Origin of the sequence: Pantoea graminicola, assembly GCF_048452665.1 — a bacterium.
Taxonomy (GTDB): Bacteria; Pseudomonadota; Gammaproteobacteria; order Enterobacterales; family Enterobacteriaceae; genus Pantoea.
Genome location: NZ_JBLWSJ010000001.1, coordinates 669341 through 684050, shown reverse-complemented (window position 1 = coordinate 684050; position 14710 = coordinate 669341). Strand labels below are relative to the sequence as shown.

Here is a 14710-nt window from a genome sequence, read left to right as displayed (position 1 = left end):
GTTTTATGCTCACCAATTTTATTAAATACAAAAGCAGCGACTGTTATGGTTACTCCTGATATTGTACCAAAAAAAAATGTTCTTTTTATTTTTTCCAGTGGGTAGAAAAAATAATTCTTTGTCAGGTATATAAATAATGCCACCCCTCCGGTTAAAATAAAGTAGACAACACAGCAAAAAATACATGAGTAAATTAATAGTTTAATGTAACTTTTCATTTTTCTCAGCCCCTTGTTTACCCTGGCTATCTACCGGCGTTTTTAATGCTTCTTTAGTAAAACCATTGATAACTTCAGAGCCGCCAGATCCGATCACATCATATATAAAGTCAGGGATATTATTCCCACCAATTACTTTGTCTACTCCAATAGGAGCATATTTTCCAAAAAAGCCACCGGCTGCAGCTCCGACTACTGAGCCACTAACGGCAACCGCATCTGCTCCATCTGTGAATATTGTACCACCTGCGGCTATACCCACGTTCTGCCATACCCCGCGCCCCGGAGCCAATCCCCCCGTTACTGCCGCAGAAGCACTGCCCCAGTAATCCCAGGTTTTTTGCTGGTTTTCAGGCAAGCTCTGGTTCTTGACACTGTTTATATCAAACCACTGATATGTCCCGTTCGCTATTTCTGCGATTACTGCACCACCCACGACCTTACCTATCGACGCCGCCGGGCCTAAATACCACGCACCCGCAATCAACACACCATCTTTATAACCGTTTACGATAACTTTGGTTATATTTGCCCCTTCAGGCATATCACCTTTAACATTTTTACTCATTGCCGCGTTGATCTCTTTCGGTGTCGCTCCTGCACCTTCCATTGACGTCCCAAGCGTTGAGGCTGCACTACCATAACTGTTCAACCCTGACGGTAGATTGAACATGTCGTTGTTCTCAGAAGTATTTTTTCCTGCCTGAGCCCCTGCAACAGCTGAAGCTCCACTGTCTCCGGCAAGCCCGCCCGCCAGCCCCTGTATCGCCGCCGTCGCCGCGCTGATACCCTGCTGTACTGCCCCGCCGGTTCCCATTCCGCTGTCCGGCATCGCCCGGTTGTACAGCGTCTGGTACACCTGACCCGTGATGTCGGCCGTGGTGGGTTCATGACCCGGATTCGCCTTCCGCCACTGCGCTTCGGCGTCCTTCCTCTGGTCCGGCGAGATGTTTTTCATCTTCTCAGTAGCGGCCTTTGTCGCCGCTATCTCACCCTGCGTCCGCGCGATGTCGCCCGCCTGGCTGCCGATTTCCGCCAGCAGCTGCGCCGTCTCCATCCGCCGCTGCTCTTTCTCCTTATCGAAGATTTTATCCAGCCCCGGATTCGCCCCCTCTGCGTCGCGGCTCAGCGCCGACACGTCCTGCGTCTGCTTCGCCTTATCACGGATAACAATCGTGCCGTCGCTCACCGCCGCCTTCGTCACCGACGAGGCGCTCCCGCTGCCGTTCAGCCCCGCCAGCAGGCCGTTCGCCATGTTGCCCCCGAACTGGCTGCCGATGCTGCCGCCGGTGCTCATCCCCGCGCTCTGGTGCTCGGTTCTGTAGTCCGCGTGGTTCTCAATGTCGCTGAACCCCAGCGTGCCGGTGTCGAGCCTGTTCAGGCTGGCATCTGCCGTACTCGCGATAACCGCACCGTTCAGCTGCGTGTGCTCACCGGCGGTCACGTCAAAGCCGCCCTGACCGGCAAAAATCCCGGTCTGCTCCGCCACGCTCTGCCAGTTGCTGTGCATCTTATCCCGGCTCACGTTCACGTTCGCCGACCCGGTCATCGAGCCGAAGGTAAAGCTGCCGCCCGCGCTGGCGTTCTGCTGCTTGCTGTCGTAGCGGTCGCTGTCCTGCTCCGAGGTCAGCGTCAGGTTGCGGCCGGTGCCGACCTTCACGCTCTCGCCGCGCACCTGAGCGCCCGTAAGCGTGGTGTCGCGCCCGGCGTTCAGGCTCAGCCCGTTGCCCGCCGTGAGTGTGGTCTCTGTGTGGGTCAGCCCGTTGCCGTTTGCGCGGCCTTTACCCGCGTTGACGCTGGCCGACACGCTGATGCCGTAGCCGCCCGATCCGGCAGTCAGCCCGATGCCGGCGCTGCCGCCCCTGCTGCTGTTGGTGCTGTCGGTGCGCTCGCTGTTCTGCGCAGAGAGCAGGCTGATGTCGTTTTTCGCCGTCAGCCCGAGGTCGCCGCCCGCCTGCAGCTGACTGCCCTGCACGAGGATATCGCCCGCGCTGCCCGGCTGCGCGCCGGTGGCGGTGATGTTCAGGTTACCGCCCGCACCCAGCGTACTGCCCTGCGCCTCGCGGCTTTCGGAGCGGGTCTCGCTTTTCGACGACTGGCTGCCGTACGAGAGGCTGATCCCGACCGAGCTGGTGGAGCCTTCGTCATAACCTTTATCACCCGGTTTGAAGCCCGAAGCAGTGTTTCTGGCGTTCGCCGCACCGGTCTGCGCGCCGTCCATCTGATAAGCCTGCGCGGCCTGCGCCGCCGTCAGCGCCGCTTTGGTGCCCTGCAGCGCCTTCAGCCGGCCATCATCGCTCTCATCGGCGGTGCGGGCGGTCTGCACCGCCGTGTTCAGCGCCGCACCCACCGTCCCGGACAGCGCCAGCGTCAGGCCGCTCTGTTTCTGCTCGGTCTTCGTCAGCGCGGTGTGGCTGTTTTCGGCTGCGCTGACGGTCACGTCGCTGCCGCTCAGGGAGAGATCCTGACCGGCGATCACGTCGCTGCCGTGCACGGTAAGCTGATTACCGGCGCTGAGGGTCACGCTGCCGTCGCTGCTGCCCACCGTGCTGCCCCGGTTAAGCGTGCCGCTGGCGTCGGTGCTGCTCTTCTGCATGGCCTGACCCACGGTGAAACCGATGCCGCCGGTGCCCATCAGGCCCGATTTTTTCTCCTCGCGCTGATGCACTTCATTATTCGTTTCTGTCGCAGTCGTGATGCTGAGATCGCGGCCCGCCGTCAGCGCCACATCCTGCGTACCGGCGACGTTGCTGCCGGTCACGCCAATGTCGCGGCCCGCCTGAAGCCGGACGCTGTCGCCGCTCAGGGTGGTGCCGAGCGCCTCGCTGCTGTGCAGCTCGTCGTGGGTCTCCAGGCTGCTGCCCGACAGCAGTCCTTTGCTGGTCTGTTTACTGTGTTCGGTGAGATCGGTGCGGCTGTTGCCCGCGCTGAGTACGATATCGCGTCCGGCACGGGCGGTCAGTGCACCGCCCGCCGTGACGTCCGCAGCGGTGGCGCGGATGTCCTGTCCGGCACTCAGTTCCAGCGCACCACCGGCGGTGATGCGTGTCCCGGCGTCGCTCTGCTGTGACAGGCGACGGTAGTTGCTGCTGTTCCAGCTGTCGTCTTCACTGTGCTGCGTGCTGAGGGTGCCGAGCGTCAGGTCATTGCCCGCCTGAATCTTCGTGGTGCTCTTCTCTCCGGCGTTGCCGATATCGCTGGCGGCCAGAGTGATATTGTTCAGCGCACTCAGCGTCAGCGCACCGTCACTGCCCTGCACGTAGATACCGGCCGGACGATCGATCCAGCGGTCGATGCCGTCGCCGCGCAGCGTGGACTGGCTGGTGATGTCGCGCCCCGCCAGCAGCGTAAGCTGACTGTCGCCACGCAGGGTGCCGCCGAGGTTAGTGATATCCTGACGGGCGGTAAGATTAACCGTGTTGCCGCTGATGTAACCGCTGTTAGTCAGCGACTGCGCCGTCAGCTGCGTCACGTCGCGGCCCTGAATGGTCCCGCTGTTGGTGATGTCGTTGCGGGCGTACAGCGCCACGCTACCGCCCCCGATCAACGCGCCGTCGCCGGTTAAGTCACCCTGTTTTACCTTCGCATAAACCTGCGGCACCAGCACGGTCTGCTGTGTGCCATCCGGCAGCGTCACGGTCTGGTTCACCAGCCAGACGATGTCGCTGGTGAGCAGTGCCATCTGCGCCGGGGTCAGCGCCACGCCGAGTTCCAGGTTGTAGGCTTTGCCAAAGGCTACCCCATTATTCATCAGCCCGCGATACTGATCTTCATCGCTGCCATATCCGCTGATGTAGCGGCTGCCGGTCAGCTGAATAATCTGATCGCGCACCAGCCGCTGCTCGTAATAACCATCACCCAGCCGCTTCAGAATCAGGCTGCTGTCGGTGGTCAGGGCATTCTGCATGTAGTCGCTGCTGAGCCACTGCTTCTGATTCACAAAGCGCGGATCGGTCTCGACCAGGTAGTGGCTGTCACTGCCGGGTTGCAACTGGTAGAGGCTGTTATCCGGCAGACGGATGTCCGGTGAGACAGCGCGGATCACCGGCGTAATGGTCTGTCCGTCGACCACTGTTGCGGGCAGCGTAAGCGAGAACTGCTGACCGGCTGGTAACAGCAGCGGCCGGTCTTTGAGGCTGCCGAGTTTGTCCAGCGTCAGTGCGCTGTCATAGCGTAATCCGGCGGGCAGTAAGGTACTGCCGCTATCCGTGGCACTCAGCGCCACGGCGGTAACTGCCTGCTGAAGAGAAGGCGAGCCAATACTGTCGGCCTGCGCAGTAACGCCCTGCTGCTGCCGGTTGCCGGTCTGGTAGCCATTTCCCTGCGGCGCGGCGTTAGCCTGCCAGCTCAGCGTCTGCAGATCGATGGTCTCTGTCACTGGTGCCGGGCGATACGTTTTTTTATCTCTACCTTGTGACGTTTTGGTTCCGCCAAATTTCTTTTTCTTCTTCTTCGCGTACCAGCGTACCGATTTCCCGTCGTCCGTGGTGACGCGCGTTCCTTTCGTCGCCTGATTATTCAGCTCGCCTATCTGCCCGCCCAGCACGGCCCCTGCGACGATCTGGCTGTCGTGGTTGTTGAGACGGTCAGCGCTAAAGGTCATGTTACCGCCCGACAGGATTTTGCCTGGATCGCTCTCCTGGATCTGGGTTTCTTTCACTACTCTTCGGTAGTCATACTCATAAAACTCGCTGCCGCTGGTGCCGTCCGGCATTTTTGCCGTGTGCACGCCATATTTATTTTTTTTGCTGGTGTCCACTTTGGCCCAGTCGAAGCGGTCAGTATGGCCTTTGAGCACCGCGTCATGGTGCTGACTATCTTCAGTCGTAACGATCTGAGTAGTCAGATGGCGGTTGGTGTTGTTGATTTCCGCCATACCTATCGTGGCATCCTGCCCGGCCTCAATGGTTGCCCCGTCATTGTTGAGCTGCTGCCCCTGTCCGGTAGCCTGATAATTCGCATCCAGCTGGCCGCCAATATGCAGATCGCCATCACTGTAAATCAGCGCATGGTCGCGGTTGTTCAGGGTGCCCGCCGCAATATCCATTCGCTGTCGGGCAGCAATCACCGCCGCTTTGCCCTCTTCACTGAGGTTATTGAGCAGCGAAGCCGCAATGGCAATGTGATCTCCAAAGATGCGACCGGTGCCGCTGTTATTCAGCACGCCCGCCACCAGATGCGTCAGGCCACCATCAATCAGACCGCGATTATTCAGGGTGTCCGCTGCCGTGATGTCGGTCTGTCCGCCGCTGATCTCACCACCTGCCTGATTATTGACGTTCTGTGCAGTCAGGTAGAGCGCCTGCTGGGCCGCGAGGGTGCCGTCGTTGGTGACGTCGCCCCCTGTCGTCAGGCGCAGTGTGCCGTTGGCTTTGACCGCTGAGGTATTATGGAAATCACCCGCCAGGGCGATGCCAAGATCACCCTGCGATAGCACCTGCCCGTCGCCGCTCAGCGCAGCCGCATTGATCTGTACGTCGTGATCGGCGATCAGGGTGCCCTGCTGGTTGTTGATAGTCAGCGTCTGACCCGGCGCATTATTGATGGCCAGTGTCCGACGCTGCTGGGTTTTAGAGGCCACAGACCGGGCTGGCGCACTCTGCTGGATGGTCAGGGTATCGGCGGAGGAGATCAGCCCGCTGACGTTGTCCAGCGCCTGCTTCACGATTAATGCCAGCCGCTGGTTTGCACGTAACGCACCCTGGCTGTTATCCAGGGTATCGGCTTCGAGGGTTAAGCTGCCCGCTTCGATCCCTTTGCCGCTCTGTCGGGTATCGCGGTTGATCAGCGATGGCGTGGTAATCGTCATCTGCTGGCCGCCCTGAATCAGCCCGCTGCGGTTATCGAGTTGCTGGCTCAGCGACAGTAAGCCATCACCGACGCTTTGCACCAGCCCGTCGCTGTTGGTGAGCTGACCTGCCGTCAGTGATAGCGTGCCTGCCGAGAGGAGTTTGCCTGTCTGATTAAGCAGCGCATTTTGTCCCGCATTGAGCGTCAGATCGGTGCCGCCCTGTATCTGCCCCTGCTGGTTATCCAGCGCGCCACTGTCGATGTGAAGGTTACCGCCACTGGCAATCAGTCCGCGCTGGTTGGCCAGCGTCTGGCCGGACGTGTTAAGGGTGATATCCCCCGCCGACTGCAGTTTCCCGTCACTGTTGTTCAGTGCCTGACCGCTGAACAACAGGCCGCCATTACCTGCGATTTGTCCCTGACTGTTGTTCAGCTCAGAGGCACCGATCGTGGCCTGGTTTCCGGCGGCAATAAAGCCCGTCTGGTTATCAATCGCACCACTGCGCAGATCCAGACTGTTCAGGGCAACGATGCCGCGCTGGCTGCCACTGTCGCGATTGATCAGGGCGTGGCCCTGGGTGTCCAGCGTCATGTCGCTGCCGGCCTGTAACAGGCCGCCCTGGTTCTGCAGCTCGCCACTGGTGAGATTAAGCCGTCCTTTACCGCCCGTCAGCGTGCCGGACTGGTTGTGAATGTCGCCTGCCGCAATCTGTGCCCCTTTGCTGCCGGTGATAAAACCACGCAGGTTATCCAGCGTGCCGCTGTAGAGCTTCAGGATACCCGCACTGAACAGGCCGCCTGCCGCGCCACTGTCACGGTTAATGAGCTCGTTGCCATGGGTATCCAGATTGAGATCGCCACCCGACTCCATCCTGCCTGCACGGTTGTTGAGCAATCCGCTGTCCAGTTGCAGCGTGCCTTTAGCGCCCAGTTGCCCCTGCTGATGATCGAAGGTCTGCTGATGGGTGTCGATGCGGACATTCTGGCCCAGCATTACACCATTACGGCCATCGATCTGGCCGCTCAACAGAAGCAGATCGCCTCCTGCAATCAGCCCACCGCGCTCGCCGCTGTCGCGGTTAAGCAGTTCTCCGCCCTGAGTGTTAACTGATAACGCCTGGCCCGCCTGAAGCAGACCATGCTGATTATCAATGCGGCTGCTTTCAATCGTCAGTCCACGATCGGCATTGATTATTCCATCCGCGTTCTTCAGCACGCCGCTATTCAGTTGTACAGAACCTGCCGAGACCAGCGTGCCGCTGCTGTTGTCGAGATCGCCACTGCTGACCTGAAGATTAGCTCCCGCAACAATGCCCCCCGACATCGCGTTGTTCAGGGCTTTTCCGTGCGTATTCAGCTGCATATCCCCGCCAGACTGCAATCGACCGCCACGATTATCCAGCGCACCGCTGTTCAGCTCCAGCGCACCTCTGGCACTCATCAGGCCAGACCTGAAATCAGCAGCCTGCCCCTGAGTATCGATCAGCAGGTTCTGCCCCTGAATAATACCCCGGTCGCTCAGTATCGTTCCGGTGACGAGTTGCAGATCGCCACGCGCAACAATGCCGCCACGATCGCCGCTGTCGCTATTGTTCAGCTGCGCGCCCTGCGTATCCAGAGAAAGCGCCTGACCTGATTGTAATAAGCCTCGCTGATTGTCGAGCCTGCCTGTCTTGAGCGTCATTGCGCCGTCCGACATCAGGATGCCGTCAATGTTAGTCAGCAGGTCACTGCTGATATGGGCAGGCTGCGCAGCGGCGATGACGCCGTTCTGGTTATCAAGGTCGCCACTGTACAGAAGTAACGCGCCACCGCTGATGAGTCCTGCTTTGCCACTGTTGCGGTTATTCAGCACCTGCCCATGTGTATCGAGCGTAAGAGCGTCGCCTGACTGGATCAGTCCGGTTTGATTGTCCGTTTTTCCACTGGAAATGCTGAGAGCGGTACGCGCGACCAGATTGCCGCTGACATTGTTCAGTTCGCCCCGCTGCGTATCGATATCTACATCATTACCCAGCACGGTTCCACGCTGATTATTCAGCGCCTGACTGCGCAGAGTCACCTGCCGGCTCGCTTCGATACGGCCCTGCGTGTTATCAATAGCCTCGCGGGTTTTCAGCGTAGCATCACCGCCAGTTGAGGCAATAAGGCCCTGCTGATTATTCAGATGCCCACCCGTAAGTTGCAGATTGCGGCTGGCCTGTATCGCCCCCTGAGCGTTTGTCAGGGTCTCCTGAACCTGCAGTTGCAGATTGCCACTGCCAGCAGCCAGCAACGTGCCGCTACTGTTATCCAGGCTGCCTGAAGTGAGATGCAGGTTACCGCCGCTCTCAATCCGTCCATCGCGGTTGTCTGCGCCGCCTGAAGCCATGATCGCCATCTCGCCTGTACCACGCTGCGACAGCAGACCCTGATGGTTATCCAGCGTGCCCGCTGTCAGTGTCAGCGCCTCTGCCTGGGTATGTCCCTCTGAAAGATCAATCCTTTCACCGCTGAGTGTTAGCGCACCCGCTGATAACAGATTGCCCTTATTTCCATCGAGGCGAGTCGCATTTAGATTCAGCGCGCCGCTGCCTGCCAGTTGCACCGTGCCGCCCTGATTATCAAGCGATGGCGTTTCAAGCCACAGTGAATCGCCGTTACCTGAAATGAGTCCGCCCCGGTTTTCAATGTGCTGAGCCCGCAGCCGGGTATCGCCCTCATTGCTCAGCGTGCCCTGATTGTTAAACAATGAACCAGTGGAAATAGCCAGGGTTTCACGGTTTTGCTGGCGTAGCAGACCACGATTGTTACTGATGTTTTGCGCTGAAACAGTCAGTCTGCCAGCAGCCAGCTTGCCATCATCATTATTAAGGTTCGTTGCAGACTGAACTTCGAGCGTGCTGCCCGCTATGGTTGCCCCCTGGGTGCTGATGTTTGTCTGGGTAGACGTCAGCACAATAGCATCAGCCGAAGTCTGGCTGCCGGTCATATCGACCTGGGCTCCCCGCGCCTGAATCTGGTTATGCGCCAGATTTTTGCCCTGTGCTGTAAGGTTACCCTGACTGGTCAGCAGTAAATTGCCGGGCTGACTCAATGTGCCATTGCTGTCAACGCCTGCCGCCAGGGTGCTGTCAGCGGTATTCTCAAGCGTGCTGGCAGTGAGCGTTGTGTTACTGCCAGCGCTTACCAGTCCGCTGTTGCGCAGCGTGCCGCCGGAGGTCAGCGTCACATCCTGCTGTGAGACGATCTTTCCCTTATTATGTAGATCGCCAGTGCTGGCTATCTGCAGTGCAGCCTGACTTTGCAAGGTACCACTGTTTTCCAGCCTGCCATCTGCCGTCAGATGCAGTTCACCTGCGCTGGCCCCCAGCTCGCCAGCATTGCGCACACCCACACCTTTCTCGGTACCGGTCAGGGTGATTTTATGGGCATACATACCACCGATTGCCGCGACGTCCAGTGCAAACTCAGGGCGTGTTGCCCCATCATCCGTTTTTACTGTGGTGACGTTGCCTTCAGCCGTAACCTGATTCCTGCCCGTAACCACATTAAGTTCACGGGCATGAACTTTTGCGTTAACCGCCACCGACTGCGCGATGATCTGGGTATAGTCCGCATCGCTGTCATTCAGGCCCTTACCTTCGATATTGATGCGGCCGCCATTCACATCAAACCCCTTGAGCTGACCGTTTTCGATCAGTGCCTGGCCGGTGGTAAGCGTATTGCGGCTGGCGTTAATAAATCCACAGCCGTTACAGGTAATGCCTGAGGGGTTAGCGATAACTACGGCAGCCCGTTTACCCGCCACTTCAATAAACCCGTTCAGCTGGCTGGGATTACGGCTATTCACTTCGTTGAGTATGACCGTCGCTTCCTGCTTTGAAAGCCATGGGTTAGCCGCCACCATGCCGCCAAGTTGAGTGGCGCTGTTCTGATGACTGTTGTTCAGGATTGCGCCACGCGCATCGACGTCGAGCTGACTGTACTGATTGCGTGAGACGCCCTGACTGTTTGGCGTCTGAATGTTGATTTGCGGCAGACCGTTAGCAGTGGCCATGACGGTGGGCTGCTGGCTGCCTGGCGCACTGCTGTCGGCCACAATATTGGCCTGCGCCGGCAGGCTGACCACCCCTGCCGCCAGCCAGAGTACAAAGCTGAGCGGTGAAATCCGTACCTGCGTCTCTGAATGAGAGGTGCGCTGACGGCATCGGGCAACGCGCGAATAGCCGCTGCGGGTGATGTCAGATACCACCACTAACATGCCGCGAACCCGATTGAAAATAAGGCGATAGCAAAGTTTATTCATAATGCGCACAGTCCATTGTCAGCAATATTGATGAAGGATTCAGTAATTCCAGTTCACGCTGAAACCAAAAGTCACAGGATCGGTTTTGAAGCCGTCCGGTTTCGACAGCGGAATTCCCGCAAAAAAGTCGTAACTGACCCCGGCAGGTATGATGCCGCCGCGTAATCCGACAACACCACCCGCCAGATGACGTCCCAGCGGCCCGCCCTGAGAGGCACTGTTGCCTCCCACCTCGCCATAGTCAGCACCCAGATAAAGTTCCTGAGCAGGCAGCGGCGTCTGCCAGGCCAGCGTGTTCTGTACAGTCCAGCCCCGGCTGGCACTGAGGGTGCGTTCCCCATCGAAACCACGCACTGTCCAGCGATTGCCAATCGCGAACTCATCCTGCGGTGTCAGCGGGGTGTTACTCATCTGGCGTCGGTATTGGATGTTGTAACTTAAACGCTGATTTCCCAGCGAAAACGGCGTAGTGAGGCCCGCCTGCCAGGTGAGAATTTTAGATAGCGCGGTAGCGTAGGTGGAGTCGTGATATGACTCCTCCCACGCAGGCAGTGCCCCGAACCAGCGGGTACCACGCTGATAACTGACACCGGCGTCCAGCGTGGCCGGGCCGATATAATGCCGGTGAGACAGACCAAGCCGCCATGCGCTGGTTCGACGCTCCTGGCTGGTAATTTCCGTATCATTGATGAAGTTACGCGACGCTTTAACCAGTACGTCGGCACTGACGCTGGTTTTAGCGGCGGCGTTACGATAGATCACCCGGCTGACCTGCGCATCCAGCGTTCGGCTCTTCCCGGCATAGAGAAAATCGCGGCTGTAACCTGCGACAGTCTGGTGATAGTCGTAATCGCTGGCGGTAAGACCAAATAACCAGTAGCCAAAAGGCACCGAATAATGCCCCGACAGGCTTTTGCTGCTTTTTCTGCCCGCAAATCCCAGGTCGCGGCTGGCGGTCAGATAGAAGAGATCGCTCAGTGAAGTCGGATTATCAAGCGCCAGCATAATTCCGCTCTGATAGCGGCCGGTACTTTCAGTACCCGAGTCATCGAGCCACACGCCGAGGCGCCAGAAGCGATGCTGAGTGCGTTCAATCACAATGTCGCTCTCACCCGGATTGAGTCCCGGACGCAGCGCCATACGCGCTTCCACAGTCGGCAGGCGCTGCAGATTTTCCAGCCCCTGCTCGATATCGCGCAAATCCAGGAGATTACCGGCATGGGCTGGCAATGCTGGCCACAGGCTGACGTAACGGGAGGAAGATGATGAAAGCTCTACCTTGCGGATTTTGCCAGGCACGATCAGCAGGTGCAGTACACCCTGACGCAAATCCTGCTGCGGTGCCAGTACGCGCGTCGTTACCCAGCCGTGATTAATCAGCCGGTTTTGCAGCGTGCCCATCAACTGGCTAATCCCTTTTACACCGAGACAGTGGCCATTTGCCTGACTGGCCAGGCGCCGTAGTGGCACCCAGTGCGGCATCGCCTCCAGCCCGGACAGGCTGACCTGCTGGATAACAAAACAGGGTGTTTCCTGCGGAAAATTCAGATGGGAAGGTGAAGGAACCTTCTCCGAAAGACGAATATCAGGTACCTGCGGCATCAGCCGCTGCTGACGCGCTTTCTGTTGCTCCTGCTGATGCTGCAACTGCTCATCACCCGGTGCAGCCTGCACTACCTGCGCATTAATCAGGAGGGCGCAAGGCAGAAATGCCAGCGCTTTAATAAGTCCTTTTGTTTCGAGCTGCATAACCTGTCCATGTAGCAAATGTGTTACAAAATGTATATCTGGTATTTTTTATGCGCACATTATGGCGCTGGAATTGAAAACCTCAAGAAAAAATGTAGAAAAATTTACAATAACCTTACACACCAGTGCGATACAGACACTTCAAATCGGGCCATTTCATCCTAAATAAAGCTATTTCATGGTGCCCGGTCTCATTTCATCAGGCGGTTTCAACAGGCTGCTGAAATGCAGGGGAAAGGGACAGCCCCATTTAAATAGCAATATATTCATTAACTTAAAAGAAAATGGGTTTTCGAAGGGTTAATCCGATCTCAGAATGCAGATGTTGACTGAATAAGACGTCACTTACTACGCAGTACCTCGCTGTCAATCTCTATTTTTCTATGGAGCTGTATTTTGCAGTTTTTCTGAAAGGGCCTTTCTCACCACATTCAGAAATCATCAAATAAAGTTAAGCAATGCAGTCTGTAAAAGCGGAGGCGGTTCCTGAGCGGCTATTGTTGTTAAGCGCCTGTTACGGCCATAAAAAAGCCCCCTCAGCATAGAGGAGGCTCGTTTTTAACCCGGTTCAGCGCGGAAGCTTAGTGCAGCTTAAGCCGCGGGCGGATCACCCGGTTGAGGCTGCCGACCAGCATCATCAGGCCGGTTTTAAAGTAACCGTGCAGCGCGATCTGGTGCATACGATAGAGCGAGATATAGACAAAGCGCGCAATCCGCCCTTCCACCATCATCGAGCCGCGCATCAGGTTACCCATCAGGCTGCCGACCGTGCTGAAGCGCGAGAGCGACACCAGCGAGCCGTGATCTTTATAGACATAGGCTTTCAGCGGCTTACCGGCACGCTGCGCCAGAATATTATCCATCGCGCGTGAGGCCATCTGATGCGCAGACTGGGCGCGAGGCGGCACGAAACCGCCGCCCGGTAGTGCGCAGGAGGCGCAGTCACCAATCGCGTAGATGTCATCGTCCAGCGTGGTCTGCAGCGTCTCTTTAACCACCAGCTGATTGATACGGTTGGTTTCCAGTCCGCCAATCTCTTTCATAAAGTCAGGCGCCTTGATCCCGGCGGCCCAGACCATCAGGTCGGCTTCGATAAACTCGCCGCCTTTGGTGTTCAGGCCGTTGTGCTCAGCGCTGGTGACCATGGTCTGTGTCAGAACACGCACGCCCAGTTTGGTCAGCTCCTGATGCGCCGCGGCGGAGATGCGCGGTGGCAGCGCAGGCAGAATACGTTCGCCCGCCTCGACCAGCGTCACATTCAGCGCTTCACGCCCCAGGCCTTTGAATCCATAGCTGTGCAGCTGCTTCACCGCATTATGCAGTTCAGCAGAGAGTTCAACGCCGGTCGCGCCGCCACCGACGATGGCGATGTTCACTTTCTCCTGCCTGCCTTCGCTGGCGGAGAATTTCAGGAACAGATTGAGCATCTCATTGTGGAAGCGGCGCGCCTGATGCGGGTTGTCCAGGAAGATGCAGTGATCTTTGACACCCGGGGTGCCGAAATCATTTGAGGTACTGCCCAGCGCCATCACCAGCTGGTCATAGGCGACTTCCCGCTGCGGCACCAGCACTTCGCCCTGCGCGTTCACCACTTCAGCCAGACGGATGACTTTCCGGCTGCGGTCGATGTCGGTGAGGGAACCCAGCTGAAACTCAAACCCGTGATTGCGGGCATGCGCCAGATAGCTCAGTGCATCAATGCCCTCATCCATGGAGCCGGTCGCGACTTCATGCAGCAGCGGCTTCCACAGATGGCTGTGGTTACGGTCGACCAGAATAATCTCGGCCTTTTTTTTGCGCCCCAGTTTATGGCCCAGTTGCGTAGCCATCTCAAGACCGCCGGCTCCCCCTCCGACAATAACAATTTTCTTAACTGACGTAGTCAACAAAGACCCCCTCAAATTGTGAACCAAAAGTTAACCAAAGGTTAAATTAAACCTTAAGAAACATAGGGTTGGCGAAGTTAAAATCGCAATCTGCTGGCAGAATAGCATGGCGGGAAGAGGAGAACATAAGAATATTGATATAGATCAAAACAGGAAAATAAAAGTCAGATAATTACGTAACGAAATCAGGCACCCTGCGGTGCCTGTTCTGTTTAACCTGCTGTTTTGAATGCTTTTATCCGCTGAAGATGGGAAGAGAGGTTTTTAAATTTGTGCCCTTCCGTCTCATCCCAGACGATCTCATAAAAAGGCCGGAGATGATCAGCGCTGCGCTGGCTGTCGAGCACCTCATCCTGACGTGAGAGAAAGGTGAGACAGCGGCCACGGTTGCGTTCGCGGAAATCGCTGACGCATTTAGTGGCGATATCCAGATACTCTTCCGGCCGATCAATCTTCCCTTCCATATTCTCATGCGGAAAGAGGTTGGGATTAAAAATCGCCTGCCGGATGCCGCACAGGAAGCCGATGCGCTCTGACCAGAAACCGCCAAGCCCGACGCCGCAGATCAGTGGATGATCGTCGCCAGACTGCGTCAGCATCTTATCCGTCTCTTTCAGCAGAAACTGCATATCATGTTTCGGATGGCGGGTGCTGTAACTGAGTAACCTGACGTCAGAGTCAATAAACTGCAGTTGCAGCACTTTTTCGTGATTACCCGGACTGTTGGAATCAAAACCGTGCAGATAGATGATCATGATAATCCTCAAGGTAGTGATAGC

General features: G+C 57.2%; 4 protein-coding genes. All 4 read right to left on the bottom strand.

The features are described 5' to 3' along the window. Positions 1–201: 201 nt before the first annotated feature. Positions 202–10296, bottom strand: coding sequence for a hemagglutinin repeat-containing protein (locus tag ACNY69_RS03360; protein WP_418797304.1), 10095 nt, complete (start codon positions 10294–10296; stop codon positions 202–204). A 39-nt stretch (positions 10297–10335) separates the two neighbouring features. Next, a complete protein-coding gene (locus ACNY69_RS03355) occupies positions 10336–12045 on the bottom strand; it encodes a ShlB/FhaC/HecB family hemolysin secretion/activation protein (RefSeq protein WP_418797303.1) in 1710 nt (569 codons plus the stop codon). Between the two features lie 581 nt (positions 12046–12626). Continuing rightward, positions 12627–13931, bottom strand: coding sequence for an NAD(P)/FAD-dependent oxidoreductase (locus ACNY69_RS03350; protein WP_111138662.1), 1305 nt, complete (start codon positions 13929–13931; stop codon positions 12627–12629). Positions 13932–14143: 212 nt separating this feature from the next. Next, entirely contained in the window at positions 14144–14686 is a 543-nt protein-coding gene (gene ycfP, locus ACNY69_RS03345) for an alpha/beta hydrolase YcfP (protein ID WP_111138661.1), read from the bottom strand. Between the last annotated feature and the right edge of the window lie 24 nt (positions 14687–14710).